Origin of the sequence: Pseudomonas shirazensis (genome assembly GCF_050496565.1) — a bacterium.
GTDB lineage: Bacteria > Pseudomonadota > Gammaproteobacteria > Pseudomonadales > Pseudomonadaceae > Aquipseudomonas > Aquipseudomonas shirazensis_A.
Genome location: NZ_JBNWAE010000005.1, coordinates 41,107 through 67,603 on the forward strand (window position 1 = coordinate 41,107; position 26,497 = coordinate 67,603).

General features: G+C 63.2%; 24 protein-coding genes. 9 read left to right on the forward strand and 15 right to left on the reverse strand.

What is annotated here, in order from left to right; genetic code table 11:
* Positions 1–9: 9 nt before the first annotated feature.
* Both ACQZ2L_RS09180 and ACQZ2L_RS09185 read right to left on the reverse strand, forming a co-directional pair.
* Positions 10–762 (reverse strand): anti-sigma factor family protein, encoded by a 753-nt coding sequence (locus ACQZ2L_RS09180; protein ID WP_430325765.1) that lies wholly within the window; start codon positions 760–762, stop codon positions 10–12.
* A complete protein-coding gene (locus ACQZ2L_RS09185) occupies positions 759–1,280 on the reverse strand; it encodes a sigma-70 family RNA polymerase sigma factor (protein WP_430325766.1) in 522 nt (173 codons plus the stop codon). Before ACQZ2L_RS09185 ends, ACQZ2L_RS09180 begins: the two co-directional genes overlap by 4 nt.
* A gap of 348 nt (positions 1,281–1,628) precedes the next feature.
* On the opposite strand from ACQZ2L_RS09185, the gene ACQZ2L_RS09190 reads away from it, so the two are divergent.
* The 4 genes from ACQZ2L_RS09190 to ACQZ2L_RS09205 all read left to right on the forward strand — a co-directional run bounded on the left by ACQZ2L_RS09190 (position 1,629) and on the right by ACQZ2L_RS09205 (position 4,200).
* Entirely contained in the window at positions 1,629–2,681 is a 1,053-nt protein-coding gene (locus ACQZ2L_RS09190; RefSeq protein WP_430325969.1) for a catalase family peroxidase, read from the forward strand.
* The gene (locus ACQZ2L_RS09195) at positions 2,678–3,211 is read left to right on the forward strand and encodes a cytochrome b (RefSeq protein WP_430325767.1); all 534 of its coding nucleotides are present in this window, start codon (positions 2,678–2,680) and stop codon (positions 3,209–3,211) included. The genes ACQZ2L_RS09190 and ACQZ2L_RS09195 overlap by 4 nt, the downstream gene beginning before the upstream one ends.
* A gap of 138 nt (positions 3,212–3,349) precedes the next feature.
* Complete coding sequence (locus ACQZ2L_RS09200; RefSeq protein WP_101318818.1) at positions 3,350–3,895, forward strand: cupin domain-containing protein; 546 nt, start codon at positions 3,350–3,352, stop codon at positions 3,893–3,895.
* Between the two features lie 8 nt (positions 3,896–3,903).
* Positions 3,904–4,200 (forward strand): DUF7693 family protein, encoded by a 297-nt coding sequence (locus ACQZ2L_RS09205; RefSeq protein ID WP_430325768.1) that lies wholly within the window; start codon positions 3,904–3,906, stop codon positions 4,198–4,200.
* On the opposite strand, the gene ACQZ2L_RS09210 is transcribed toward ACQZ2L_RS09205, so the two are convergent.
* Positions 4,197–4,787: a 2-hydroxychromene-2-carboxylate isomerase gene (locus ACQZ2L_RS09210; protein WP_430325769.1), complete on the reverse strand. Its 591-nt coding sequence runs from the start codon at positions 4,785–4,787 to the stop codon at positions 4,197–4,199. The genes ACQZ2L_RS09205 and ACQZ2L_RS09210 overlap by 4 nt on opposite strands.
* A gap of 24 nt (positions 4,788–4,811) precedes the next feature.
* Positions 4,812–5,543, reverse strand: a complete 732-nt coding sequence (locus ACQZ2L_RS09215; RefSeq protein ID WP_430325770.1) for an SDR family oxidoreductase — start codon at positions 5,541–5,543, stop codon at positions 4,812–4,814.
* An 89-nt stretch (positions 5,544–5,632) separates the two neighbouring features.
* On the opposite strand from ACQZ2L_RS09215, the gene ACQZ2L_RS09220 reads away from it, so the two are divergent.
* Positions 5,633–6,187, forward strand: coding sequence for a TetR/AcrR family transcriptional regulator (locus ACQZ2L_RS09220; RefSeq protein ID WP_430325771.1), 555 nt, complete (start codon positions 5,633–5,635; stop codon positions 6,185–6,187).
* Between the two features lie 32 nt (positions 6,188–6,219).
* The gene (locus ACQZ2L_RS09225) at positions 6,220–6,780 is read left to right on the forward strand and encodes a DUF4157 domain-containing protein (protein WP_430325970.1); all 561 of its coding nucleotides are present in this window, start codon (positions 6,220–6,222) and stop codon (positions 6,778–6,780) included.
* A gap of 44 nt (positions 6,781–6,824) precedes the next feature.
* Here ACQZ2L_RS09225 and ACQZ2L_RS09230 read toward each other — a convergent pair whose 3' ends face one another.
* The 9 genes from ACQZ2L_RS09230 to ACQZ2L_RS09270 form a co-directional block, all read right to left on the reverse strand.
* Positions 6,825–9,242, reverse strand: a complete 2,418-nt coding sequence (locus ACQZ2L_RS09230) for a TonB-dependent siderophore receptor (RefSeq protein WP_430325772.1) — start codon at positions 9,240–9,242, stop codon at positions 6,825–6,827.
* Positions 9,243–9,323: 81 nt separating this feature from the next.
* Complete coding sequence (locus ACQZ2L_RS09235; RefSeq protein WP_430325773.1) at positions 9,324–10,244, reverse strand: FecR domain-containing protein; 921 nt, start codon at positions 10,242–10,244, stop codon at positions 9,324–9,326.
* Positions 10,245–10,267: 23 nt separating this feature from the next.
* Entirely contained in the window at positions 10,268–10,804 is a 537-nt protein-coding gene (locus ACQZ2L_RS09240) for a sigma-70 family RNA polymerase sigma factor (protein WP_430325774.1), read from the reverse strand.
* Positions 10,805–10,902: 98 nt separating this feature from the next.
* The gene (locus tag ACQZ2L_RS09245) at positions 10,903–11,805 is read right to left on the reverse strand and encodes an alpha/beta fold hydrolase (protein WP_430325775.1); all 903 of its coding nucleotides are present in this window, start codon (positions 11,803–11,805) and stop codon (positions 10,903–10,905) included.
* Between the two features lie 21 nt (positions 11,806–11,826).
* On the reverse strand, positions 11,827–12,447 hold the full coding sequence (locus ACQZ2L_RS09250) for a LysE family translocator (RefSeq protein ID WP_430325776.1): 621 nt from the start codon (positions 12,445–12,447) through the stop codon (positions 11,827–11,829).
* Between the two features lie 121 nt (positions 12,448–12,568).
* Positions 12,569–13,498, reverse strand: coding sequence for an aliphatic sulfonate ABC transporter substrate-binding protein (locus ACQZ2L_RS09255; RefSeq protein WP_430325777.1), 930 nt, complete (start codon positions 13,496–13,498; stop codon positions 12,569–12,571).
* Positions 13,499–13,501: 3 nt separating this feature from the next.
* Positions 13,502–14,545 carry an L-glyceraldehyde 3-phosphate reductase gene (mgrA, locus tag ACQZ2L_RS09260; RefSeq protein WP_430325778.1) on the reverse strand — a complete coding sequence of 348 codons (1,044 nt, stop codon included), beginning with the start codon at positions 14,543–14,545 and terminating at the stop codon, positions 13,502–13,504.
* Positions 14,542–15,885 carry an LLM class flavin-dependent oxidoreductase gene (locus ACQZ2L_RS09265; protein ID WP_430325779.1) on the reverse strand — a complete coding sequence of 448 codons (1,344 nt, stop codon included), beginning with the start codon at positions 15,883–15,885 and terminating at the stop codon, positions 14,542–14,544. Before ACQZ2L_RS09265 ends, mgrA begins: the two co-directional genes overlap by 4 nt.
* A 52-nt stretch (positions 15,886–15,937) precedes the next feature.
* Positions 15,938–18,169, reverse strand: a complete 2,232-nt coding sequence (locus tag ACQZ2L_RS09270) for a TonB-dependent receptor (RefSeq protein ID WP_430325780.1) — start codon at positions 18,167–18,169, stop codon at positions 15,938–15,940.
* 241 nt (positions 18,170–18,410) lie between these two features.
* Here ACQZ2L_RS09270 and ACQZ2L_RS09275 point away from each other — a divergent pair, with 241 nt between their 5' ends.
* Complete coding sequence (locus ACQZ2L_RS09275; protein ID WP_430325781.1) at positions 18,411–19,457, forward strand: LacI family DNA-binding transcriptional regulator; 1,047 nt, start codon at positions 18,411–18,413, stop codon at positions 19,455–19,457.
* A 76-nt stretch (positions 19,458–19,533) separates the two neighbouring features.
* Positions 19,534–21,318 (forward strand): GAF domain-containing sensor histidine kinase, encoded by a 1,785-nt coding sequence (locus ACQZ2L_RS09280; protein ID WP_430325782.1) that lies wholly within the window; start codon positions 19,534–19,536, stop codon positions 21,316–21,318.
* On the opposite strand, the gene ACQZ2L_RS09285 is transcribed toward ACQZ2L_RS09280, so the two are convergent.
* The gene (locus ACQZ2L_RS09285; RefSeq protein WP_430325783.1) at positions 21,275–23,485 is read right to left on the reverse strand and encodes an ATP-binding protein; all 2,211 of its coding nucleotides are present in this window, start codon (positions 23,483–23,485) and stop codon (positions 21,275–21,277) included. The genes ACQZ2L_RS09280 and ACQZ2L_RS09285 overlap by 44 nt on opposite strands.
* Positions 23,486–23,895: 410 nt before the next feature.
* On the opposite strand from ACQZ2L_RS09285, the gene ACQZ2L_RS09290 reads away from it, so the two are divergent.
* Entirely contained in the window at positions 23,896–25,308 is a 1,413-nt protein-coding gene (locus ACQZ2L_RS09290) for a purine-cytosine permease family protein (RefSeq protein WP_430325784.1), read from the forward strand.
* A 46-nt stretch (positions 25,309–25,354) separates the two neighbouring features.
* On the opposite strand, the gene ACQZ2L_RS09295 is transcribed toward ACQZ2L_RS09290, so the two are convergent.
* The gene (locus ACQZ2L_RS09295) at positions 25,355–26,233 is read right to left on the reverse strand and encodes a LysR family transcriptional regulator (protein ID WP_430325785.1); all 879 of its coding nucleotides are present in this window, start codon (positions 26,231–26,233) and stop codon (positions 25,355–25,357) included.
* Positions 26,234–26,497 lie beyond the last annotated feature (264 nt).

Here is a 26,497-nt window from a genome sequence, read left to right on the forward strand (position 1 = left end):
CAGCAACCGCTACAGGCTGACCCCGAGCACCTCACGCAGCGACTCGCTGCGCTGATCGTCGGCGTCACTGACCAGGGCGAAGTTGTAGGCGCCATGCGACCAGTAGCGCGCTTCCAGCTGGCCATCGGTGCGCTGGCCCGTCGGCATCTTGGCAAAGTGCTTGCCGGGCAAGCGCATGAACAGGCTGACCCGCTCGCCCTGCTTGTCTTCGAACACCACCAGCGCCGCCGGCCCTTGCTCGTTGCTCAGCAGGCGCGCGCCGACCGGTTGAAAGCCCAGCCCGCCCAGGTCGGGCAATTGGCCGACCCGATTGAAATGGCTGCCCAGCCAGGCGCGTAGCTGGCCAGGGTCGCTGGCCTGAATATCCAATGCGCTGCTGCCGACAAACAACCGATGAGCCTGCAGCGCATCGGCCATGGGCAGTTCGGTGGAGGCCATGCTCATTTGCCGCGCCTGCCAGCCGCCCATGCCGCCGACACCCAGGCTCAACAGCAACGCCGCAGCCGTCGCCAGCCGGCGCACACGCCGTTGACGCAGGCGCCGTTGCAACTGGCCAAGCTCCAGCTGCGGGCCGGGGGCCAGTTCGCCAAAGCCGGCCAGGGCTGCGCGCAGGCGCCGGGCGTCGTTGCGCCAGGCCTCGATACGTGCAGCCTCCTGCGGGTTGGCATCCAGCCACGCGTGGACTTCAGCGCGGCGCGCAGGGTCAAGGCGCTCGTCGATATAGGCGTGCAACTCGTGCTCGGTGGGGATCAGGCGTGTCATTTCAGTCTCCGCAGGGCCGGGGACGCTGGGCTGCCCTCGGTCAGTTGGCGCAATGCTGCACGGGCCCGCGACAAGCGCGACATCACCGTGCCGATAGGAATAGCCAAGGCCTCGGCGGCCTCCTTGTAACTCAAGCCCTCGACGCTGACCAGCAACAGCAAAGCGCGCTGCTCGGCTGACAACTGGGCAAATGCCTGCAAGTCGGCCTGGGCGAAGATGATGTCTTCGGTGTTGTCGCCGATCGGCTCGCTGATTGCCTGGCCGCCGCTGAACCAGGCCAACCAGCGCCGGTGCAGCCGGTCACGGCGTTTGCTGTCGAGAAACAGCCGGTACAGGATGCTGAACAGCCACGCCCGCAGCGCCTCGGCCTCGCGCTGCTGGCCGCTGCGGCTCAAGGCGCGTTCGATGGTGGCCTGGACGAGGTCGTCGGCACTGCCCGGCTCGCGCGTCAGCCACACGGCAAAGCGGCGCAGGCGCTGCAGCAGTTCGCGCCATTGCGAATCGTCGAGATCGTGCATGGTGTGGTTCCGGCCCATGGGCAGTCAGTGTAAGGGCATGGCTTCGAGTGGCTTTGATAAATTGCGCTTGGCTGGAGGATGCTGGGGGCGCTACGCACCCCTTTCGCGACACAAGGCCGTTCCTACACTGACCGCGTCAGTCTTGGTGTACGCGGTCTCTGTAGGAGCGGCCTTGTGTCGCGAAAGGGGCGCAAAGCGCCCCCAGCATCCTCCAGCCAAGCACAGCATCCGAAGCCCCTCAAAGGCACAAGTGTAAGTGGCAGACGCAGCACTCCAAAATTTATTCCCCGACAACGGGAATAAGTTGCACCGCGCCCCGTCGTACTCGCATCTTCACTGACCCGGATGTTGCCTATGAACACCCCCGTGCAAGGCCCCGCCAAGCTTTGGCGGCTGACGGCCATTGCCGCCGGCCTGCTCGTCGCCGGCTGCGCGTTTGCCTACACCGCCGGCTGGATCGGCGGCCCCAAACTCAGCCCGCAACGCATCATCGACACCTTCGAAGCCCAGGCCGGACACCACCCCGGGTATCGCAAAAACCACGCCAAGGGCCTTTGCGTCACCGGCTACTTCGAAAGCAGCGGGCTGGCCGCGCCGTTGTCCAGCGCGCGGGTCTTCGAACAGGCGCGGGTGCCGGTAATCGGCCGCTTCGCCATTGGCGGCGCCAACCCGGCCACACCGGATACCGGCGTGCCCGTGCGGAGCATGGCGCTGCAGTTTGCCACCGACGACGGCCAGCTCTGGCGCACCGGCATGAACAACCCGCCGGTACTGGCGATCGGCACGCCGGAGGCGTTCTACCAACAGGTGCTGGCCATGACCCCGGACCCAGCCACCGGCAAACCGGACCCAGCGCGCATGCAGGCGTTTTTTGCCGAGCACCCGGAGAGCGCAGCGTTTCGCCAATGGGCGGCGTCATACAAGCCCAGCGACAGCTTTGCCAGCACCCAGTACCACAGCATCAACGCCTTCCGCCTGATCGACCGCCAGGGCAAAGAGCAGCCGGTGCGCTGGCAGGTCGAGCCGCAAACACCCTATAACGCCCTCCCGGCACAGGTCAGCGATAAGCTGTTCTTGCAACACGACCTCGCCCAACGGCTGAGCCAGGGCCCACTGCGCTGGACCTTGCGCCTGGTGCTGGCCGAGCCGGGCGACCCGCTGGAAGACCCGTCCAAACCATGGCCGGCACAACGGCGCAGCATCGATGCCGGCACATTGGTGATCAACGCCGTCGACGCCCCCGAACAAGGCGCCTGCCGTGACCTCAACTTCGACCCGCTGATTCTGCCGAGCGGCATACAGGCCACTGCCGATCCGATCCTGGCAGCGCGCTCGGCGGCCTACTCCGAGTCCTTCAATCGGCGTAGCCGCGAGTCCCTCAACACTGGAGTACGGCCATGAAACCTGCTGCCTTTCACCCCTTCGCGCGGTTGCTGCACTGGCTGATGGCGGTGCTGATCCTGGCCATGCTGTTCATCGGTGTGGGCATGGTCAGCGACCTTTCGACCCGCCATCCGCTGCTGGTGGAACTGCACAAGGCAACCGGCCTGCTGCTGTTGCTGCTGGTGTTGGTGCGCATCGCTGTGCGCCTGACAGTCCCCCATCCACCGCTGCCGGCAGACCTGCCGGCGCTGCAGCGGCTGGCCGCCAAGGCCTCGCACATCGCCCTGTATGGCCTGATGCTGAGCATGCCGCTGCTGGGCTGGGCAATGCTCTCGGCCGGTGGTTATCCGCGCCCCTTGCAGTTACCGGCCATTGCCCCGCATGACCTGCAGCTGTATGCGCTGCTGCGAGGCGCGCACAGCTGGGCTGGCTATCTGCTGTTTGCCACGGTGCTGGTGCATCTGGGCGCGGCATTGATGCACGCCTGGGTCCGCCGCGATGCAGTATTCAAAAGCATGTGGCCAGGCCCGCTGCGCGAAAGCAAATAAGCCGCAGCAGGCGCTGGCCGTGCCCCAAGCCACCACGGCCAGCGCCATCTAGATGCGCAGCGCGTTGCTGACAAGAGTGTGTTTTAATGCGTCGCTTATTATTTTTTACACCACTCTTCAGTACAGACAAGGCGGCTAATGGACACGGGGACACGACTCAAACTGGTGCGTGAACGCAACGGCCTCTCGCAACGAGAACTGGCTCGCCGCAGCGGCCTGACCAATTCGACCATCTCGCAGATCGAGCAAAACCGCGTCAGCCCCTCTGTCAGTTCCTTGAAAAAGCTGCTTGAAGGCATCCCCATGTCCCTGGCGGAGTTCTTCAGTTTCGATACCCCGGTGCGCGAAGAGCGCTTTGTCTTCCGCGGCGGCGACCAGCCTGACCTGGGCCGCAACGGCCTGCGCATGCTGCTGGTTGGCGCCAGCGTCGAAGGCCGGCAGATGCGTATGCTGCGTGAGTTGTATGCGCCTGGCGCCGATTCCGGCGAGCCGATCGTGCATGCAGAAGGCGAAGAATGTGGCCTGGTTACTCGCGGCACCATCGAGCTGTGGGTAGACGGCCAGGTCAGCGTGCTCAATGCCGGCGATGGTTACTACATCCCCACTACCCTAGCGCACAGCTTCAAGAACATCGGCCAGGATGAGGCCGAGATCATCAGCGCCAACACCCCGGCCAACTTCTGATCGACAGCATGCGCGCGCCCAGCAGCCGTGAGGTGTACCAATGCCTGCGCGATGTTGCGATGGGGGTGGAGCCGTTGCAGGTCTGTGCGCGCCCGCGCCCAGACCTGATCGAAGTCAGCAGCGCCGGCTGGCAGCTGAGCTTGATCATCGATCCCGAAGGCCTCGCCCACTGCGCCAGTTGCTGCAACCCGCAAGGCGTCAGCAGCAATGATGACAGCTGGCAGCGTTACGGCACCAACCCGGTCGATCTGCTGAGTATCTGGGAGCGCCGGCAGATCGAACGACTGCTGGGCCTGGGCAGCTAGCGCAAGGCCTGTTCGACAAAGTCCAACCGGTCCTGACCAAAAAACATCTGCCCCTCGACAAAACAGGTCGGCGCGCCAAATACGCCGCGCGTGACGGCCTCCTCGGTTGCCGCCTTCAATGCCTGTTTGACCTCGGCTTGCGCTGCCAGCTCGGCGAACTGCTGTGGGTCGAAACCGCCAGCAGCCAACGTCTGCTCCAACACCTGCACATCGCCCAGTGCACGTTGCTCTGCCCAAAGTGCGTTGAACAGCACTGCCAGCAAGGCTTCGAAGCGCTCCGGCGCGTGCAATTGCATCCCCGTCAGGCCACGCATCAACGCCAGGGTATTGAGCGGAAAGCCCGCTGGCAGGCCGAATGCCACGCCATAGCGCTGCGCGAACCGCTGAAGGTCGAGCATCATGTAGCGGCCCTTGGCCGGGACCATGACCGGCGAAGCGTTGCCGGTCGCCTGGAACACGCCACCCAAGAGCATCGGCCGATAGACCAGCTGCGCAGCATGGCGTGCGCATAACTCGGGCAGTTGCGTCCAGGCCAGATAACTGGCCGGGCTGCCGAGGTCGAAGAAAAACTCCACGGATTTACTCATCGCTCGATCCTTTCAAGGGCAGTTTTACCAGCGTTCGATCCAAGGCCGCAGGTCCAGCTCGAAGGTCCAGGCATCGCGGGGCTGGGCATGCAAAAACCAATAGCTGTCTGCGATGTGCGCAGGGTCGAGGATGCCGTCCTGGTCTTTTTGCGCATACCGTTCAGGGAAGTTGTCGCGAATGAACGCGGTGTCGATGGCCCCATCTACCACTACATGGGCAACATGGATATTACGCGGCCCCAACTCCCGCGCCATGCTCTGCGCCAGCGCTCGCAGGCCATGCTTGGCGGTGGCAAACGCGGCAAACCCCGCCGCGCCACGGGTGCCGGCGGTGGCGCCGGTAAAGATGATGCTGCCGCGCTCGCGAGTGACCATGCGCCTTGCCACCGCCTGGGCAGTGAGAAAACCTGCAAAGCAGGCCATCTCCCAAATCTTGTAGAACTTGCGCGGGGTTTCATCGAGGATGCTGCACGGCACATTGGCGCCGATATTGAACACAAAAGCTTCAATCGGGCCGATATCACGCTCGATGGTTTCGATCAGGCTGGCGACGTCCTCTTCGCTGCGCGCATCGGAGCCAAAACCATGCGCTCTGCCGCCCTGGTCATGGATCTCATCCAGCAACGGCTGCAGCTTGGCCGCATCGCGACGGGTCACACAGGCGATATAACCCTCGCGGGCAAAGCGCTTGGCAATAGCGCCGCCGGTCGCATCGCCGGCACCAATCACCAGCACCACCTTGTCGTGTTCAGCCATGGCCACCTCCATTGGTGAACGATCATTTAGTGAACGAACGCTATGTTATGATCCGCCCATCGTCAAGCCCGGGCGCGGAGGTTATCTGGATGCGCTACTCCACTGAACACAAGCTGCAGACCCGCGAAAAACTCATCGCCAGCAGTGGCACACTGGCCAAACGCGGCGGTTTTGCCAGCACCGGCGTGGCTGACTTGATGAAGGCCATCGGTCTCACCGGTGGCGCGTTCTATAACCACTTCCCGTGCAAGGATGACCTGTTCAGCGAGATCGTCCGCCGTGAGCTGAGCAACAGCCCCCTCGCCCGCCTGGCCGCGCGCGGCGCCGAGCGCCAGCGTCTGGCCCGCTGCCTGGAGCAGTACCTGAGCCTGGCCCATCTGCATAACGCCGAAGAAGGCTGCCCGCTGCCGCCGCTGGCGGTGGAAATCGCCCGCGCCGACCAAACCGTACGCCAGGAGGCAGAGCACTGGTTGATCGTGCTGCACGCGGCCTGGAGCGAGACCCTGGAAGACCCTGAGCTGGCCTGGGCATTGATCAGCCAATGTGTCGGCGCAGTGGTGGTCGGGCGCATGCTGGCCAGCGAAACCGTGCAAAGGGAACTGCTGCAGGCCAGCCGCAGCCTGGTCGCCAAGGCGCTCGCTTGAGGCCTGCCCTCCTGCTGTTGCTCAGCCTGGCCCTGGCCCAACCTGCAGCTGCCGCAGACACCTGCCCTACGGGCCAGTATCAAGTGTGCTTGATGGGCTGTTTCTGCACCCCATTCGACCCCGGCCAGGCTGGGCAGATCCTGCAGGATGTCGAACACATGGCCTCAAGCAGCCTGGTGTTCGCCCTGCAACAAGCCCAGGCCGACGCCACTGCACTTGGCACCGAGCCGATCCCGCTGCATATCCGCGTCCAGTTGGACGACTGGTACGACTTTGCCGTGCTCGATGCCGTGCGCTACCGGGTCGGTGACCAACAGCAGATCAGCGCCGCCAATGCCCTGCTGCAAAACCCCGATGTGAACGCGGTGACCTTGATCGACACGGTGATCTTTCGCCATGCCAGCGACGCCGAGAACAACGTCGCGCTGTGGGCCCATGAACTCAAGCATGTACAGCAGTATCAGGAACTGGGCGTTAGCGGGTTCGCCCGACGCTATACGCGCAACTACAACGAGCTGGAAGCCCCGGCCTACGCGATCGAGGCCGAGGTGGCGGCTGCATTGCGCAAAAAGCAGTCTGGTCAGGCGCGTTGATTGCCTCCCCCCCTACGCCTGAAAGGGCTCCCGGCCAGCGCCGATTACCAGTCGTAGCTCAGGCTGGCAATCACGTTGCGCCGGTTGCCGTAAAGCACCGAGTCTTCGTAAAAGCCTGGCTGGAAGTAGTGCTTGTCGAACAGGTTGCTGGCCGTCACCGACACGTTCGTACCGTCCAGTCCGATACCCGCCAGGTCGTAACGCAAGGTGGCATCGGTTAGCAGGTAATGGGGCGTCTTCACGGTGTGTTGCACGTTATATGACGAGCCCACATAGCGCTGTCCAAGCCCCATTCCTACACCTTTGAGCGCACCGTCTGCGATCGTGTAGTCGACCCACAGGCTGGCGGTATTGCGCGCAGTCGCCCGCGGCGCGTTGCCCTCGAACCTGTTGTCCTGAGTGATCTCGGCATCCAGGTAAGCGTACGACGCCAGCACGTTCAGCTCACGGCTGAGGCTGGCCTTGCCTTCCAGCTCGATTCCCCTTGAGCGCACCTCGCCACTCTGCACCGAAAAACCGGGATTGACCGGATCGGTGGTGGAGACATTCGTCTGCACCAGATCAAACGCCGAAACGGTGATGAAAGCGTCATAACCGGGCGGCTGGTACTTAACGCCAATCTCGTACTGGCGGCCTTCGGTCGGCTCGAAAAGCGTGCCGTCACGGTAGGCTTCCGGATTGGGCTGAAACGAAGTGCTGTAGCTGGCATAGGGTGTGATGCCATTGTCGAACAGGTAGGCAAGGCCCACGCGGCCGGTGAATTTGCGGTCACGCTGCACGGTATCGACCTGCTCTGTACCGAAGTACAAACCCTCCTCCCAAGCGGTGGACCAATCCTGACGGCCACCCAGGGTCAGCGCCCAGCGATCGAGCTTGATCTGATCCTGCAGGTACAGCCCGACCTGTTGCAAACGGGTGTCGGTAGAGCGCTGCAAAGGGTCGTACCAGATGGCCCCGCCACCGTAGACCGGGCGATACAGGTCGATCATCTCGACGTCAGGATCGGGGTCGCCGTTACGGCGCGTTTCGCGGGCCTCGTAGTGTGAATAATCCAGACCGGCCAGCAAGGTGTGCTGCAAAGGACCCGTGTCGACCAGCCCCTGCAGATGATTGTCGATGAGGAAGGTATCGCTGTTTTTGGGCCGCAGTTGCAAACCGATGTCCTGGGTACGGCCGTCGGCGTTGAGTACCACATCAGGACCACTGGACAGGTAACCAACATTGGAATGCATGTAGCGCAGGTTTTGCTGCAGCTTCCAGCCTTTATCGAACTGGTGCTCGTACTGCACGCCGATGGCCGTGTTTTCGCTGTGGTAATAGCTGCCCTTCCAGCCCAGGTCGGTGTCTGAATCAATGTGGCCATAGGGGCTTTTGCGCACGGTGCCAATCACCGGAAAACTCTGCTCCGAGCCACCCGTACGGCTCTTGCTGTAACTGCCAAGCAGCGTCAGCGTATTGGCATCGTCGGGTTTCCAGGTGAGGGACGGCGCTACATAAGTGCGGTCATCAGGGGCGTGCCTGACCTGGGTGTCGCTCTCGCGCTGCAGCAGCACCAGCCGGCCGAACAGGGTGCCGTCGTTATCGAGCTGATCGCCGACATCAAGACCCAGCTGGCGCCGGTCGAAGCTGCCGCTCTGCACTTCGACATGACGAATCGGCGTTTCCTGCGGGCGTTTGCTGGTCATGTTGACCACCCCACCCGGCGCCATCTGCCCGAACAGCACCGAAGCGGGCCCCTTGACCACATCGACTCGCTCCAGGCCAAAGGTTTCAAAGTTGGTGTCGTACTGGTTGAAGCCGGTGCGCAGCCCATCCTGATACAGACCGAACAGGTTGAAGGCACGAAAACCGCGCAGGAAGATATCCGGTGCGCCTTGGCCGCCTGCGTAGTCCAATGCGCGAATCCCGGGGGTATAAGCCACAGCGGCATTGAAATCCTGTACACCCCGCTGGTCCATTTCATCGCGGGTAATCACTGAAATGCTTTGCGGGATTTCATTGATTGGCGTGTCCGTCTTGGTGCCGACCGTGGTGCGTTTGGCCACATAACCCGGCACTGGTCCGTCGCCAATGCCGCTGCTGAAGCGGGTGTCGACGACCTGCGTGGCGTCAAGCTCCAGCGCTGTCTCCGTTTGGAGGATCGGCGCCAGTACGTACACACCGTTGCCGTGATCAACCGCCCGCAAACCGCTACCGGCCAGTACGCGCACGAAGCCCGCCTGCAGCGCAAACTCACCTTGCAGGCCGGCACTCTGGCGCCCCTCTACCAGCGCCGGTTCGATGGCGAGGTTGATGCCCGAGCGTGCGGCAAAGCTCGACAGCACCTGGCCCAGCGGCCCTGGCGAGACGGCGTAGTACAGGTTGCTGGCGGCGAACAACGAGGGGCTGGCGCTGAGACTCACAGCCAGAGCGGTGACCTGCACGGCGCAGGCAATGGGTGAGCAACGAAAGAACAAAGGCATGCAGACTCCGCATCGAAAAGATCTGTGTGCCTGAAGGACACTCGAGCGCTGACAAAGCGGACAGGTGCTGCGTATATTTTTTTAGACCGTGCGCGCCTGCAAGCTCACCCAATAGCGCGTGCGGTATACCACCTCCACTGGCAGCGCCCGGGACACTGCACTGAGGATCAGGTCGGTGTCGCGCAACAGGAACGCGCCGCTGATCAGCAATGGCCTCACCTGTGCATCGCACCGCACCCAGCCGGGTCGGTAGCGGTTCAGTTCTTCGACGAAAAGATTGAGGGGCATCCGCTCGACGCGCAGCACACCGCTGGCCCACTCGCCAGCGCCGCTAAGCAATGGCGCTGGGCTCGACACCTGACGGCGGTCGAAACGGGCGCTCTGCCCAGCGCTCAGGTGTAGGTCGCGGCCGCCCTGCACAGGCTGAATGACAACGGCGCCGGCGAACACGCTGACCTGGCTGTCGTTGCCCTCCTGACGCACGCTGAAGCGCGTGCCCAGTGCACGGATGATGCCTTGCTCGGTCTGCACCGATAACGGTCGGTTCAGGCTGTCCGGGTGCGTGGTAACGAGGATCTCCCCGCCACGCAAGCGCAGCAGCCGCTGGCTGGCGTCGAAAACGATGTCCACGCTAGTCTGGGTATTGAGGGCCAGGCGCGAACCGTCGATCAGGGTCAGCTCGCGTTGTTCGCCAATCGCGGTACGTTCATCGGCCAGCCAATCGGTCTGCCGCCAGGCCACCAGCGCAGCAGGACCGGCGGTCATCAGCACCATCAGCGCCTTGAGGCCAGCACGACGGCTGAGCCCATCGGCGCGTTCCAGGGTGGGCAACGCGACGCCCTCGGGAATGCCTTGCCACTGCGCACTGACCCGCTGCGCCAACTGCCAGGCGCGCGCGTGGTCCGGGTGCTGATCGCGCCAGCGCTCGAATCGAAGTTGTTGTGCAGGACTATGTTCGGCGCCGTTCAAGCGCATGTACCAGCGCGCGGCCTCGCGAACCATGTGTCGCTCCAGCGGCCGTTCGCTCACCGCTCATCGGCCATGGCGAGCAGCATGCAATGCTCCATCGCCTGGGTAAGATAACGCCGCACGCTGCGCACCGTTACCCCCAGTGCCATGGCAATTTCCGCATGGCTGTGGCCTTCAAGCTGCGACAGCAGAAACGCCCGGCGCACCACCGAAGGCAGGCCGTGCAGCAGCGAATCAATCAGTTGCAGGGCTTCCTGGATCAGATACTGCTCTTCGGCCGACGCAGCCCACTGCTCAGGCATCTGTTGCAGGGTATGCAACCAGGCTTGCTCCACCGAGCGGCGACGGTACAGATTGAGCATCAAACGGCGCGCAACGGTGGCCAGGTAAGCACGCGGCTGGCGCAGGTCGGATGCGCGGGGCGCAACTGCAGGGCGAAACAACCGCAGGAAGGTGTCCTGAGTAAGGTCGGCGGCATCGCTGCGGCAGCCCATTCGCTGCCACAGCCAGCGCTGGAGCCAGGCGTGGTGCTCGACATACAGGCCGTGGATGTCGCCATGGGCGGATAAGTCGCGGGAAGAAGCCGAGCCCATGGCGCTGGAGTCCTGTGAGCGATGCAATCGCATTTGAGAATTGATCGCACTATACCGGGACAGCCTTGACAGGGCAATTACCCTGCTATCACTCGGGGTTACTGCATCGCTACAGAGTCTGAAACCTTTTGATGATCAAGAAAACTCGCGATCCGCGGTGCTGCCGCCGCAGGATCTTCCTGCATGAAACAATGCCCACCCGCCACCGCCTGGCTGCTCACCTGCGGATTGAGCGCGGTCAGCCGCTGCACCGATGCCAACACAAACGGGTACGTCTGCTCACCATAAAGAATGCACGTAGGCGTGCTTATCTTCGCAAGATTCGACCACAACCGCTGCGGCGATGAACTGAAGATATCGACCTCGCGCGCAGGCCGGCACTTGAGCACCACCCCCTCGCTGCAATCACCGATCGCATGCTCGACATAGGCCCGCAGCGCGGAGTCGTGCCAGCCCTTGAAGATCCCCCTGCCCTGCAACGCAGCGAAGGCCGCCTCGCGATCAGGCCAGTGGCTGCGGCGGGTCGCTGCCTTGCGCGCCAGTCCATGACTACGGTGCAGGCCAAGCAGCCGGGCAGCGCCCATGGTGAGGAGCATGCGTGGGCTGAAGATCACCGGGTCGAGCAGCACGGCGCGCTCGAACAACTGCGGATGATCAGCCACGATCAGCCCAGTCAACACGCCACCAAAGCTGTGCCCCAGCGCATAACGCGGCACCTCGCCGTACTCGCCGCGGCCAGCCTCGAACGCTTCCACTGCCAGTTCTGCCGAGAGATTCCAGCCGCGAAATACCCCGCCGTGGTCACTGTCGCCGTGGCCCTGCACATCGCTCAACCACAGGTCGAAGTAATCACCCAGGCGCATCAGCAGGGGTTGGTAGGCCAGGCTGCAAAAGCCGTTGCCGTGCAAAAAGTGCAACAACGGCTTGCCACTGACCGGTGAGCGCCAGCCGCGCAGGGTGAAGCCTTCGGAGCAGTCGTGAGACCAGGGGATCAATTGCATTGCTTGGCTGTACTCGCCGGTTCAGGAAAACGCCGATTGTACAAACAGCAGCGGGTAAAGCGATATCACCAGCAGCACGGCCATCAGGACATTGAACAGCATCAGCCAGCGCGGATTCTGCAGCAGGTTGCGCAAGGCACTGCCAAACATTACCCAAACCGCTACGCTGGGCAGGTTGACCAGGGCGAATACCGCTGCAATCACGATCACATTGACCACATAGCCTTGCGCTGGCGTGTAGGTAGTGATGGCGCCGACAGCCATGACCCAGGCCTTCGGATTGACCCACTGAAACGCCGCAGCGCCGAGAAAAGTCATCGGTTTGGCGGTGCTTTTGCCGTTGGCGGAGATTGGCCCGGAAGTGGCGATCTTGTACGCGAGGTAAAGCAGGTAGGCAGCGCCGACATAGCGCAATACCGTGTACAGCACAGGCCAGGCCTTGAACACTTCACCCAGACCAAAACCCACACCGAGTACCATCAACATGAAGCCGATGCTGACCCCCAGCGCATGGGGAATGGTCCGCAGTGCGCCGAAGTTGACCCCGGAGGCCAGCAACATGGTGTTGTTGGGCCCCGGAGTGATGGAGGAGACGAAGGCGAACAGGACGAACGCCATCAGCAGGTCGAAGGAGGCAAACATGAGCAAGTGTCCCGAGCTGGGTAGATGTTGTGCACCCACAGTAGCCCAGCGCCCTCGCCCGCCCACCTATACAGTTAGCCTGAATAAAGCAGATACACATTTTGTACTGCTACGGGCTTGATCACGGTCGCCGCCACACTGCCGGCGCGATTTGCACCTGCCTGGGCAGCAAGCGGTTGTCGAAAAACAACTGTGCCGTGCGCTGCTGCGCGGCGATGATTTCGTCACTGACGGCAAGCACGGGCGACGCCGGACGATGGCTGAAACTGCGCCGCACGACTTCTTCGGGCATGCCCATGAAGCCCGCCAATGTGCGGATACTGCCGGCCTCGTCACTGCGGGTCAGCGCCTCGGCCTGGCTTATCTGCTCAAGCAACTGGTCGACGAACTCGGGGTTGGCTTCGACATAGCCCCGCGCGCCGAGCATGAACGGGCCGATCAGGCCCAGGCCCTGCCCGTCCGCCAGTACCCGGGCCTTGCCTTCGACGTCGATGGCCGAATAGAACGGGTCCCAGATCGCCCAGGCATCGACACTGCCACGTTCGAACGCCGCGCGGGCATCGGCCGGGGCCAGGTACACCGGTTGCACGTCGCGGATGCTCAAGCCGGCCTTGGCGAGGCTGCGCAACAGCAGGTTGTGCGCGCTGGAGCCCTTCTGCAGGGCGATGCGCTTGCCCTTGAGCTCGGCGACGCTGGCCAGTGTGCTGGCTTTGGGCACCAGGATCACTTCGGCGTGCGGTTTGGCCGGCTCGGCGCCGATGTAGAGCAGATCGGCACCGGCTGCCTGGGCGAAGATCGGTGGGATATCGCCGGTCGAGCCGATGTCCAGGCTGCCGATGTTGAGCGCTTCGAGCATCTGCGGCCCGGCCGGAAATTCGATCCATTGCACCTTGGTATTGGCAAAGCGCTGCTCGAGCAAACCGTGCTGCTTGGCCAGCACCAGGCTGATCGAGCCCTTCTGGTAGCCGATGCGCAGGCTGGCCGGATCTGCCGCTTGCACCGTGCTGGCGAGGGCCAACAGCAGTACCGCAGCCAAGCGAACAAGAGTCATGGCTTACTCCTTCCAGTCGGTCGAGGGTTTTTCCCAGAGGTTGATCCCGCCTTCCACGGCGAACTGATCGATCTCGGCCAGCTCCTCGGCGCTGAACGCGAGGTTGTCCAGAGCGGCGACGTTCTCGATGATCTGCTCGGGCCGGCTGGCGCCGATCAGCGCCGAACTCACGCGTGGGTCGCGCAAGGTCCAGGCCAAGGCCAATTGCGCCAGGCTCTGGCCGCGCCGGCGGGCGATTTCGTTGAGTGCCTGAGCGCGGGCGATATTGCCCTCGGACAAGTGCTCGGCGCGCAGCGAGCTGCCGCCGGCACGGTTGACCCGCGCATCTGCCGGCACGCCCTGCAAGTACTTGTCGGTCAGCAGCCCCTGGGCCAGGGCGGTGAATACGATGACTCCGGCACCGATCTCTGCAGTAGTGTCGAGCAGGTCCTGTTCGATCCAGCGGTTGAACAGATTGTACGAGGGCTGATGGATCAGCAGCGGCACGTTCTGCGCCTGCAGCAATGCTGCGATCTCGCGGGTTTTGCCCGCCGAATAGGACGAGATACCGATGTACAGCGCCTTGCCCTGGCGGACGATATCGGCCAGGGCAATCGCGGTTTCTTCCAGCGGCGTGTCGGCGTCGAAACGGTGCGAATAGAAGATATCGACGTAGTCCAGACCCAGTCGCGTCAGGCTCTGATCGAGGCTGGAGATCAGGTATTTGCGCGAGCTCCCGCCCTGCCCATAGGGCCCAGGCCACATGTCCCAGCCAGCCTTGCTGGAGATGATCAGCTCATCGCGATAAGCGTGCAGGTCTTCGCGCAGCAAGCGGCCAAAGTTGCTCTCGGCGCTGCCGTACGGCGGGCCGTAGTTGTTGGCCAGGTCGAAGTGATTGATGCCGGCATCGAACGCCGTGCGCAGCAGCGCGCGCTGGGTATCGATCGGCGTGGCATCGCCAAAGTTGTGCCACAGGCCCAGCGACAACGCTGGCAGGACCAGGCCACTGCGGCCGACGCGGCGGTACGGCATGCGCGCATAGCGCTCGGGGTGGGCGATGTAGCTCATGGTTGACCTCGATTGGCAAAGAAGGGATTGGCCGGCACCTGCAAGCCCAGGTGCTCACGCAGGGTGCGACCCTGATATTCACGGCGGAACAGCCCGCGGCGCTGCAGCTCGGGCACGACCCAGCGGGCGACGTCTTCCAGGCCCTGCGGCAGGTGCGGCACCAGCACGTTGAAACCGTCGGCGGCGGCGCCTTCGAACCAGGCCTGCAGCTCATCGACGATCTGCGTCGGCGTGCCGATCAGGCTGTAGTGGCCGCGGCCACCGGCGATGCGCTGGCCAAGCTCGGCCAGGGTCAGCTGTTCGCTGCCGGCCAGCTCGGTGAGTAATTGCTGGCGGCTGCGCTGGCCGTCTTCGGTCGGTGGCAAGTCGGGCAACGGGCCGTCCAGCGGGTAGCCGGACAAATCGAAGTTACCGAGCATGCGCCCGAGCAAGGCCACGCCTACCCGGGGGTCGACCAGCGCCTGAAACTGCTCGGCCTTGTCCTGCGCCTCGGCCTCGCTCTGCCCCACCACGATGAATACACCGGGCATGATCTTCAGCGCATCCGGCTCGCGCCCGTAGCGCGGCAAGCGGCCCTTGATGTCGGCATAAAATGCTTGCGCCCGGGCCAGTGAAGGCTGGGCGGTAAAGACCACTTCGGCAGTTTCGGCCGCCAGCTCGCGTCCGGCCTCGGACGAGCCGGCCTGCACCAGCACCGGCCTGCCCTGGGGCGTGCGAGCGACATTGAGCGGGCCTTTGACGCGGAAATGCTCGCCAACATGTTCAAGGGCACGTACCCCATCGGCGTGATGGAACACCCCGCTGGCCTTGTCGCGGACGAACGCATCATCCGCCCAGCTGTCCCACAGCCCTTGCACGACCTGCTGGAACTCGCGAGCACGGGCATAACGTTCGGCATGCGGGATATGCGCGCTGCGGCCAAAATTACCGGCTTCGGCGGCAGCATCCGAGGTCACCAGGTTCCAGCCGGCACGGCCAGCCGACAGGTGATCGAGCGAGGCAAACTTGCGCGCCACATGGTACGGCTCGTTGTAGCTGGTGGTGGCCGTGGCGATCAGGCCAATGCGCTCGGTGACAGCGCTGAGTGCCGACAGCAATGTCAGCGGCTCGAAGTACACCGAGCGAGCGCTGTGGCTGGCCAGGGCGTCGCTGGGCGCAGCCACGCTGTCGGCGACGAACAGTGCGTCGAAGCAGGCCGCCTCGGCAGCCTGAGCTACGCGCCGGTAGGTGGCGAAGTCCAGTGGGTCAGCCGGCACATCCGGATGGCGCCAGGCCGCGACATGGTGCCCGGTGGCCATGATGAAGGCGCCGAGGCTGAGTTGACGGAATTCAGTGCTCATGGGGTTACTCGCTGATCAATCCAGAAGGCCGGCCACAGGGCCGGCCGTTCACTTAGAAGTCCTTGCGCAACTGCACGCCGAAGTAGCGGCCGTCATCGCGCGGCACCGAGCGATAGATGTAGTCGCCGCCGCTGGAGAGCATCTGTGCGTAAGACTTGTCGCCGAGGTTCTTGCCCAGCAGTGCGACCCGCCAGCCCTCGTTGTAATCGGCCAAGGCAACACTGGCGTTCCAGATGCCGTAGGCGCCCTGTACGGTGTCGGGGTTCTGGTCGAGGCTGAACTGCACCGAGTCCTGCCAGCTGTAGTCACTGGCCAGCTCGATATCCAGGCCGTTGTCCAGCGGGATCACGTAGTCGGCGCGCAGGTAGGTCTTCCAGTCCGGGGTGAACGGCAGGCGCCCGCCGTCGATGTCGCAGCTGGCAGCAGCGCCCGCCGGGCAGTTGAAGTGGTCGACGCGGGCTTTGGTGTAGGCCGCTGCGGCCGAGAGTTTCAGCTGCGAGGTGACCTGGAAGCTGGCATCCAGCTCGACGCCCTGGGTCTTGACCTTGCCGGCGTTGACCAGGCGGGTGACCACCTGGTTGGCCACGGTGTCGAAGAAGTTGGCCTGGTAGTCGTCATAGTCGGTATGGAACAGCGCCAGGTTGGCCACCAGGCGGTTGTCCAGCGCAGTGCTCTTGAGGCCGATCTCGTATGCGTCGGAGGTTTCTGGCTTGAGTGCGCCGGTATCGCGCGGCTGCATGTTGAAGAACACGTTGTAGGCCGGGCCCTTGTAGCCACGTGAATAGGTCACGTAGCCGGTCAGGTTGTCGTTGAAGTCATATTGCAGCCCGGTACGGCCGCTCCAGCCGTCCTCATCGACCGAACCCTGGCTGGCAGTCGAGGGCTGGATACCGGTCACCGAGGTCGGCGACGTGGATTCCCGGCGGTGATCGTATTCGAGGTCATCGTGAGTCCAGCGCAGGCCGAAGATCGCCCGCAAATCATCGGTGAAGTTGAAGGTGTTCTCGCCAAACAGGGCAACGCTGTCATTGGTCGTCGAATAGTCGGCGCGGCCACTGTTGGCAATGCCGCCGTTGACCGACAGGCGCTGGTAGGTTTCCCGCGAGGTGCCGTGCATGTAGAACGCGCCCAGTACGTACTCGTTGAACTGGCCCTTGGGCGAGGTCAGGCGAAACTCCTGGCTGTACTGGTCGTAGTCGACGGTGCCTTTGTCATGGGAGGCGGTCAGCGGCAACAGCGCACGGCGGTCACCGTCCTGGTATTGGGTGTTATCCCAACCCCGCCAGGCGCTGATCGAGGTCAGGGTGTAATCACCCAATTGCCAGTCAAGCTGAGCCGACAAGCCCTGGTTCTCGTCCTCGACGTGGGTCTTGAAATCGCTGCTGATGTAGCGGTTGTGCGCACTCGGCCGGACTGCACCCAGCTGGTTGCTGAAGGCCCCGCTGGCCTGGGTGACGACGCCGCTGGGCAAGGTGTCCTCACCCTTCATGTAGTCGCCGATCAGGGTCAGGCGCAGGTCATCGCTGGGCTCGAATTCAAGCTTGCCGCGCAGGCCTTTGCGCTCATAGCCATTTACATCATGGCCGTTGGCGAGGTTCTCGACGTTGCCGTCATAGTCGCCCCACAGCGTGCTCAACGAACCTTTGAGCTGGTCGTTCAAGCGGCCACCGAGGCCAAAGCGCAGGCGGTTTTCCTCACCGCCGCCAAAGTGCGAATAGTCAACATAGCCCTGGGTCTGCTCGGGGATGGCTTTGCTGACCACGTTGAGCACACCGGCCGAGGCGTTTTTGCCGAACAGCGTGCCCTGCGGGCCACGCAAGACCTCAATACGTTCGAGATCGAGCAAGTCGAGGGTGGACTGCCCCGGCCGGCCAAACACCACCCCATCGACTACCGTGGCGACGGTCGGCTCGACGCCTGGTGAGGTCGAGATAGTGCCGACGCCGCGGATGAACAGCGAGGTGTCCTTGTTCGACGCACCCGCGCGGTAGTTGAGGGTCGGCACCTGCTGGACGATGCTGGCGACGCTGTTGAGGTTATCGCGTTCGAGCTGCTCGCCCTGCACAACCGAGACCGCAACCGGCACTTCCTGCAGGCTCGCCTCGCGGCGTGTAGCGGTCACGGTGACGGCGCTCAGCGCAGTGGCCTGCGCGCTCTGCTGGTCGTCAGCTGCGGCGTGAGCCGACTGGCCGATGGCCGCCAGCAATACGGCTGTAGCGAGAGGTGAACGTACGGGGAAACGACTGGCGCGCGCAACGGCGCCTCGGATGTGATGTATGTGCATGATGCTTACTGCCCTGAAAGACCAGACTGAATTGAAGTGCTGTCGATGTCTGGTCTCGCTCGTGCGAGTGGCAGTCGGTGGCCAACAGCCGCGCCGTGTTAGCGCTAACATGGATCGAGTATCCAAGCCCGTCGCTTAGCAGGTCAAATACTTAAAAATCATTTTGTTATTCCATAAAGCTATTTGTACAGCGTGCCTGGGTTAGCGCTAACATCGGCGCTCATTCATTTGAGATGCCCCTGTGAGCCAGCTCAAGGACACCCCTCGCAAACGCCGCGGCGCCGGCCGCGTCACCCTCGCCCAAGTGGCCCGCGAGGCCGGGGTCTCATCGATCAGCGTGTCGCGCTACTTCAACCAACCCGAGCAGGTTTCGCCGCCCTTGCGTGAGCGGATCAAAGCCGTGGTTGAAGCACTTGGCTATGTACCGAACCTGGTTGCGGGCGGGCTGGCTTCGGCCCGCGGGCGTATTGTCGGCATGGTCATCCCGAACATCTCCGGGCCGATCTTTGCCCAGACCATCCAGGCCTTCAGCGACACCCTGAGCAAGCACGGTTATCAGTTGCTGCTGGCATCGAGCTATTTCAGCGAAGAACAGGAAGAAAGCGCAGTGCGGGCGTTTCTCGGTTGGTCGCCGGCAGCGCTGGTGGTCACCAGCCAGTTTCACAGCCCGGTCACCGAGAAGATGCTCGCTGAGGCCGATGTACCAGTCGTGGAGATATGGGACTACTGCCCCGAGCGCGAGCCATTGCAGGTAGGTTTTCTGCACTTCGAGGTCGGCGTGCAGGCTTGCCGCTATCTGCTCGACAAGGGCCACCGGCGCATCGCCTTCGTGCAGAACAGCGCCGCCGGTGACTTCAGTGCGCTGCAACGGCGCGATGGTTACGCGCAGACCTTGCGCGATGCCGGGCTGGAGCCGTGGTTCTTCGTGCCGACGGCGGACAGCGCCCCGTTCGAGGCCGGCAAGCAAGCCATGCAGGCGTTGATCCGGCGTGAGCCACGTCCGGATGCGATCATCTTTGCCAATGACAACCTGGCCGCCGGCGCCGTCCTCGCCGGACAGCGCGCCGGCCTGAAGCTGCCCGAAGACATGGCTATCATGGGCTTTGGCGACTACGCCTTTGCCGATATGCTGCTACCGAGCCTGACCACCCTGCGCCCGCCCTCGCGGGAGATTGGCGAGATCGCCGCGCTACGCGTCCTGCAGCACCTGGGAGCAGTCGCCGTAGAGGGCGATGTGCCGCGGCTGAACCTGTTGCACTGCGAACTGATCGCGCGCGAAAGTGCCTGACATCGCGCATAAAGCGCTCGCAATCAGCCCGGCCAACGGGCACCCTTGTGCTCCCTGCAAACGGATCGACCTAGCAATGGCTAAATGGCTGGAAGGCGGCGGATTGATGGCCGAACGCATCCGCGCCCACGATTGGGCGGCAACCCCGCTCGGGCCATTGGAAAGCTGGCCCGATACGCTCAAGACCACCTTGTCGCTGTGCCTGAACTCCCGCTTCGCCCAAGCCGTGCTCTGGGGCGATCAGTTGCTCACGCTGCACAACGATGCCTTCAGTGAAATCCTCGGCGGCAAGCCGTTGGCCCTGGGTATTCCTTTCAGCGAAGTGTGGCAGGAGGCCTGGAGCGAGATCGGCGAACTGGCCGAACGGGCCTTGGCCGGTGAAGCGGTGTTCATCGAAAACTTCCCGCTGCTGATCGACCGCCAGCGCGGTACCGAGCGCGCCTACTTCACCTTCTGCTACAGCCCGATCCGCGACCACAACGGCGATCTGGTCGGTATGCTCGACACCGTCACCGAAACCACCGCAACCGTTGTCGCCAATCAGCGCCTGAATTTTCTCGACAGCCTCAGCCGCACCTTGGCCGATGCTACCGAGCCTGACCTGATCATGGGCACCACCACCCGGCTGATGGTCGAGCACCTCAACCTGTCCAGCTGTGCCTATGCGGTGATGGACGCGGACCAGGACGGCTTCACCATTTGTGGTGATGCCGTAGCGCCTGGTTCGCCACGGCTGATCGGTCATTACCAACTGGCCGATTTCGGCAGCCTCGCGGTCAGCCAGTTGCGCGCCGGCCTGCCGCTGGTGATCAACGATAACCTCAGCCAGTTGCAGCCACACGAGGCCGCGACCTTCCAGGCGATCGGCATCACCGCGACCATCTGCATGCCGCTGATCAAGAACGGTCGGCTGACCGCGCTGATGGCCATCCATGACCGCCAACCGCGGCACTGGACAACTTACGAGCAAGGCCTCATCAGTGAAGTCACCGAGCGTTGCTGGGCGCATATCCAGCGCGTCCAGGCCTTTGCCGAGGTGCGGGCCACCGCGGACGCAGTCGAAGCCCTCAATGCCACGCTGGAACAGCGCGTCGAACAACGTACCGAGCAATTGCTGCAGACCGAAGCGATCCTGCGCCAGTCGCAAAAGCTCGAAGCGATCGGCCAACTGACCGGGGGCGTGGCGCACGATTTCAATAATCTGCTGACCATCATTCGCTCGTCGCTGCACTTTCTGCAGCGCCCGGACCTGGAAGACAGCCGCCGCCAGCGCTATCTGCAAACGATGGTGGAGACCGTTGAGCGCGGCTCGAAACTGACTGGCCAATTGCTCGCCTTTGCCCGACGCCAGGCACTCAGCCCACAGATATTCGAAGTTGGCGAACGCCTGCAAGGCATGGCCGACATGCTCGATACTGCTACCGGCGCGCGGATCAACGTGGTACTGGAGCTACCCGAAGCGCCGTGCTTTGTCCACGCCGACCCCGGCCAGCTGGAAACGGCAGTGCTCAACCTGATGATCAACGGCCGCGATGCGTTGAATGCGGTGGGCACGCTGGTTTTGCGCTTGCGCGCCAACCAGAGCATGCCCGCGCAACAGGGTGATCATATGCAGGCTGGGGCATTTGCCGCGATCTCGGTGATCGACAATGGCACGGGCATTGCGCCCGAGCTGCTGGAGCGCATCTTCGACCCCTTCTTCACCACCAAGCCGGCCGGTGAAGGCACCGGCCTGGGCTTGTCGCAGGTATTTGGCTTTGCCAAACAGTCGGGCGGCGATGTGCAGGTGATCAGTCAACCCGGCCAGGGCACCACGTTTACCCTGTACTTGCCTCAGGAGGTTCCGTCAGTGGGCTGTTGAGCGCAAGCAACTGGGCCAGGCTTTCAGCCAATTCGGCCCGGCGAAACGGCTTGCGCAGAACAGCAAAGCCATTCAGCTCGCGCGGGGTCAGATTGGCGTAACCGGTAATGATCAGTACCGGCAACTGTGGGTGCTGCTGGCGTAGTTGTTGAGCGAACTCGGCACCGGTCTCATCGGCCATGATCTGGTCGGTCACCAATACATCCATCGCCAACCCCTCGGCCAGCAACTGCCGCGCCTGCGCAGGGCTGGCTGCCTCAGCCACCTGGTAACCCAGATCACGCAACTGCAAAGCCGTAGCGTTGCGCACGATGTCTTCGTCGTCCACCAGCAGTACCTGCAGTGGCCCCTGCGCCATGATGTCTTCGCCGACCTCGGCAAGCGGTTCACTGACCTGGCCGCGACTCACCGGCAACCACAACGTGGCCCGGGTGCCCAGACCCGGCTGCGAATCGATGGCAAAGCCACCGCCCGACTGGGCTGCCAGGCCCTGCACCATGGGCAGGCCAAGACCGGTGCCTTTGCCGACCTGCTTGGTCGAATAGAAAGGTTCAAAACAACGTTCCAGGACTTCCTGACTCATGCCGCAGCCGCTGTCGCGCACCTGCAGCCAGACCTGTCGGCCGTGTACGCTCTCGGGCCAGGTAGGGTCATCCTCGCCAACCCCTGCGGCCAGATATACCTGCCCGCCATTGCTCATGGCGTCGCGCGCGTTGATCACCAGGTTGAGCAAAGCAAGCTCCAGCTGATGCGGATCGACCAGTACATTGGGCAATTGCGGATCGATCTGCACCATAACTTCGATGGTCGGTCCCAGCGAGCGCGCCATCAACTCGTGCATCTCATCGACCAGCGTTGCCAGGCAAACGGCTTGCGGCTTGAGCGTCTGCCGCCGGGCGAAGCTAAGCAGGCGCCCGACCAGAATCCGCGCGCGGTCGGCTGCCTGCAGTGCGCCATCGATCAAGCGCACCGAACGCTGGGCATCTTCAGGGTGGCGCCGGATCAGTTCCAGCGAAGCAATGATCGGTGTGAGCATGTTGTTGAAGTCGTGGGCGATACCGCCCGTGAGCTGGCCAATCATCTCCATCTTGCCGGCTTCATGCAGTTGCCGGTTGGCTTCTTCGCGTTCGGCGAGCATGGCCGAGACGCGCTCTTCGAGGCATTCGTTGAGCGCCATCAGCTCGGCAAAGGTAGCCTCAAGGTGCGCGCTGCTGGCGCGCAGTGCCCGTTCGGAGCGTGCATGGGTGATCGCCTGCCAAACCCGCTTGGCGGTGTCTTCGAGCAGCAGGCACTGGTCTTTGTCGACGAAGTGCGGTTGCGCAAACTCGACGCCAAGCATGGCCTCCAACCTGTTGCCGCGCAGGACCGGCACATACACGCTGGCAGTCTCGGCAGCGTGTACGACAAAGCCGCGGCCCAGCTGTTCGGGCAGTTGCGCGCCGATATCCGCATAGCGCAGCTCACCCGTCCTGGAACTCGCACCATTGACCCAGTCGCGGGCAATCCGCACCTGCAGGCCATCGCCCTGCGCCTCGGCGAGAAATACCCGCGCCGCGCCCAGTTGCTGACCTACCCGCTCAATGGCATAGGCCTCGATCTGTTCCGGCTCGTCCAACTCCGGGAGGGCCTGGCCAAGTTCCAGCAAAAAGCTCTGGCGGCGCTCGAACTGCACCCGTTCGGTCGTCTCGGAGACGATGCACAGCACGCCGCCGACACTGCCGTCGATCTCGTGCACTGCCGAATAGGAAACGTCGAAATAAGCCGTCTCGCCGTGGCCGCTGCGTTCGATGTAGAACGGCCGGTCTTTCGCCGAAAAGGTCTGCCCGGTGTTGCGCACGCCGCTGAGCAGCGGCTCGAGGTCATCCCACAGCTCACTCCAGTTTTCCTGAGCCGGGCGGCCCAATGCATGCGGGTGCTTGGCGCCGATGGTGGGGGTGTAGGCATCGTTGTACAGCGCAACATATTCAGCCCCCCAGAACAGCACGATCTGCGCCTGGGCCGGCAAGATGGTTGCCATCAGCGTCTTCAGGCTGGACGACCATTGCTGCGGAGCGCCCAAAGGCGAGCCCGACCAATCCATGGTCTGGATCAGGCTGCTTACAACTCCGCCCCCTAGCAGGAACGGCGGATTTGTCTGGTCGGGGTGATTATCCTGATCTGATCTCATCTTGTGCTGACCGTCGATTGCCCAAGGCGCGTTGTCCTCCATCTGCTGAATAGGAAATCAAACCGGGGCAGACGTTCCGTCTCATTTTGTACCGGTTCGGACAAACGGCTGAAGACAGCGGTCCCCAGGCTGGTGCAGAGCATCCCGGCGTGCCCAATTGCATGGCACAGACATGCAAGGCATGGCGCTATGTTGGCGTGCCTGCGGGCATTAGCCAGGCCGGCATGAAGCTTGCTCGCCAGACCTTTCAGGCCGAGTTCAGCCTTAGGTTTTTTAACGTTCATGAGCACATATTTACTAATTTCTCGTTCGCCAGCCAGCCGCCATCATCCCTCCAACAAGAACACGTCGCCCATTGCCGGCACGTACCCGGGGATCTCCCGACGCCCCTCCTTGCCTTGGAGTCAGTCATGACCAGTGCAGCCAATTCGGCCCCTCTGATAGAAAAACATACAATCGGCTATGTGCCGCCGCAGGATCGCCACGGAAAGGTCAGGGATCTGTTCACCCTCTGGTTCGGCGGCAATATCGCACCGCTGCCGATCGTCACCGGCGCGCTCGGCGTGCAGCTGTTTCACCTGAACCTGGTGTGGGGCATCGTCGCCATTCTGGTTGGCCACCTGCTCGGCGGCGTGCTGATGGCGCTGCACTCGGCCCAGGGACCGCAGATGGGCATCCCGCAGATGATCCAGAGCCGCGCCCAGTTCGGCTCGCTCGGTGCGCTGCTGGTGGTGGTGATCGCCGGGGTCATGTACATCGGTTTCTTCGCGTCCAATATCGTTCTCGCCGGCAAGTCGCTGCACGGTGTCGCCGAGTCGATTCCGGTATCCGTCGGCATCGTGGTCGGTGCGCTGGGTTCGGGCATCATCGGCATCATCGGTTACCGCTTCATCCATGTGCTCAACCGTATCGGCACCTGGGTATTGGGCATCGGTATCGTGGTCGGCTTTGGCTATATCTTCAGCCATGTGCAAAGCGACGACTTCCTCACCCGCGGCGGCTTCAACCTCGCCGGCTGGCTGGCCACCGTCTCGCTCGCCGCGCTGTGGCAGATTGCCTTTGCGCCGTATGTGTCCGACTACTCGCGCTACCTGCCAGCCGACGTCAAAGTCTCCTCGACGTTCTGGACCACCTACCTCGGTTCGGCGCTCGGTTCGAGCTTGTCGTTCGTGTTCGGCGCGGTGGCCGTGCTGGCAATCCCGGCCGGGATGGACACCATGGACGCGGTGAAGATGGCCACCGGCGCCATCGGGCCGTTGATGCTTGTGCTGTTCCTGCTAAGCGTGATCAGCCACAACGCGCTCAACCTGTATGGCGCGGTGCTGTCGATCATCACCCTGGTCCAGACCTTCGCCTGGCGCTGGATCCCCACCGCCAAGAGCCGCGCGGTGCTGTCGCTGATCGTGCTCGCGGCCTGCTGCGTGGTGGCGGTGTTTGCGTCGGCAGACTTTATCGGCCACTTCGTCGACATGGTGCTGGTGCTGCTGGTGGTCCTGGTGCCATGGACCGCGATCAACCTGATCGACTTCTATGTGATCCACAAGGGCGACTATGACATCGAGTCGATCTTCAAGGTCGATGGCGGGATCTACGGCCGTTATAACCCGCAGGCGCTGCTGGCCTATGCCGTAGGCATCATCGTGCAGATCCCGTTCATGAACACCCCGCTGTATGTAGGCCCGGTGTCCGAGCATATCAACGGCGCCGACCTGTCGTGGCTGGTCGGCCTGCTGATCACCTCGCCGCTGTACTGGTGGCTGGCCAGCCGCGACAGCGCCTACCGTCGTCGCCAGACCAGCGCCAAACTGGCTGCAGCGGCCTGAGCCAAGGGCCTTTTACGGGCTGGCCTGGCGCCGGCCCGATTGTTGGCTACAGCCGCTCGCGCAGAAACTCGACAAAGGCCTGCACCGGCCGGACAACCTGGCGGTGCTGCGGATACACCGCCGACAGCTGTAGCGGCGGCGGTGTCCAGGCCTCGAGCAGCCTGACCAGACGCCCATCGGCCAGCGCCTGCTCGACAATGAAGGCCGGCAAGTAGGTCACCCCCATCCCGGCAATCGCCGCATCCCGCAATAGCTCGCCGTTGTTGGCCCGCATGCGCCCACTCACGGCGATCGCCTGCAGTGTCTTGCCCTGCCCCTTGAACTGCCACTGCACCTGGCGAGAATGACCATAAGGCAGGCAATCATGCTCGCGCAGCGCTTCGGGTTCGAGCGGTGTACCGCGCGCGGCTAGATAGGCCGGGCTGGCACAATACACCCGCTCGATACTTGCAATACGCCGCGCAACCAGGCTTGAGTCCTCTAGCGTGCCAATCCGCAGCGCCAGATCGTAGCCCTCGCCGATCAGGTCCACTGCGCGGTCGCTCAGGTCGATCTCGACGATCAACTGCGCATGCAGCTGCAAAAACTCGGTGAGCAAGCTACCCAGGTGGCTGATGGCAAACGACAGCGGTGCGCTCAGGCGCAGGGTGCCGCGCAGGGCCTGGGTCTGGCCGCTGATGTCCTGCTCGGCCTGCTGCATCTCGCCGAGCAGGCGCACGGCTGACTCATAGTACTGCTGGCCAAGTGGGGTGGCGTCCAGGCGCCGGGTCGAGCGGTTGAGCAAGCGCACGCCGAGGCGCTCTTCAAGCTGCATCAAGCGCCGGCTGACCGACTGCTTGGACATGCCCAGCAGGTCGGCAGCCGCAGTGAAGCTACCTGCCTGCATGACCTGGGTGAAAATGCGCATGTCTTCGTAGGGGTTCATCGGCCTGCTCTTGCTGTCGGTCGAGCGCTTTATAGCGGCTTTTTTCGGTCATGGCACCTGCTGGTTAAGAGGCTTGACGATTTTTGTTGGTGACCGTCCGCTCCAGCGCGCCCTGACGGCCAGCTCTTTCAAGGTCTGGCGGCGAGTCACATCGGATTCGTGTGCACTGTGAGCCTGGAACCTATTGCTCATTACACCAGTCATTCTGCTCAGGTGGATGTGATCTGCATCACGCCATGGAGCCAGCCCGCCTGGCATCGACAA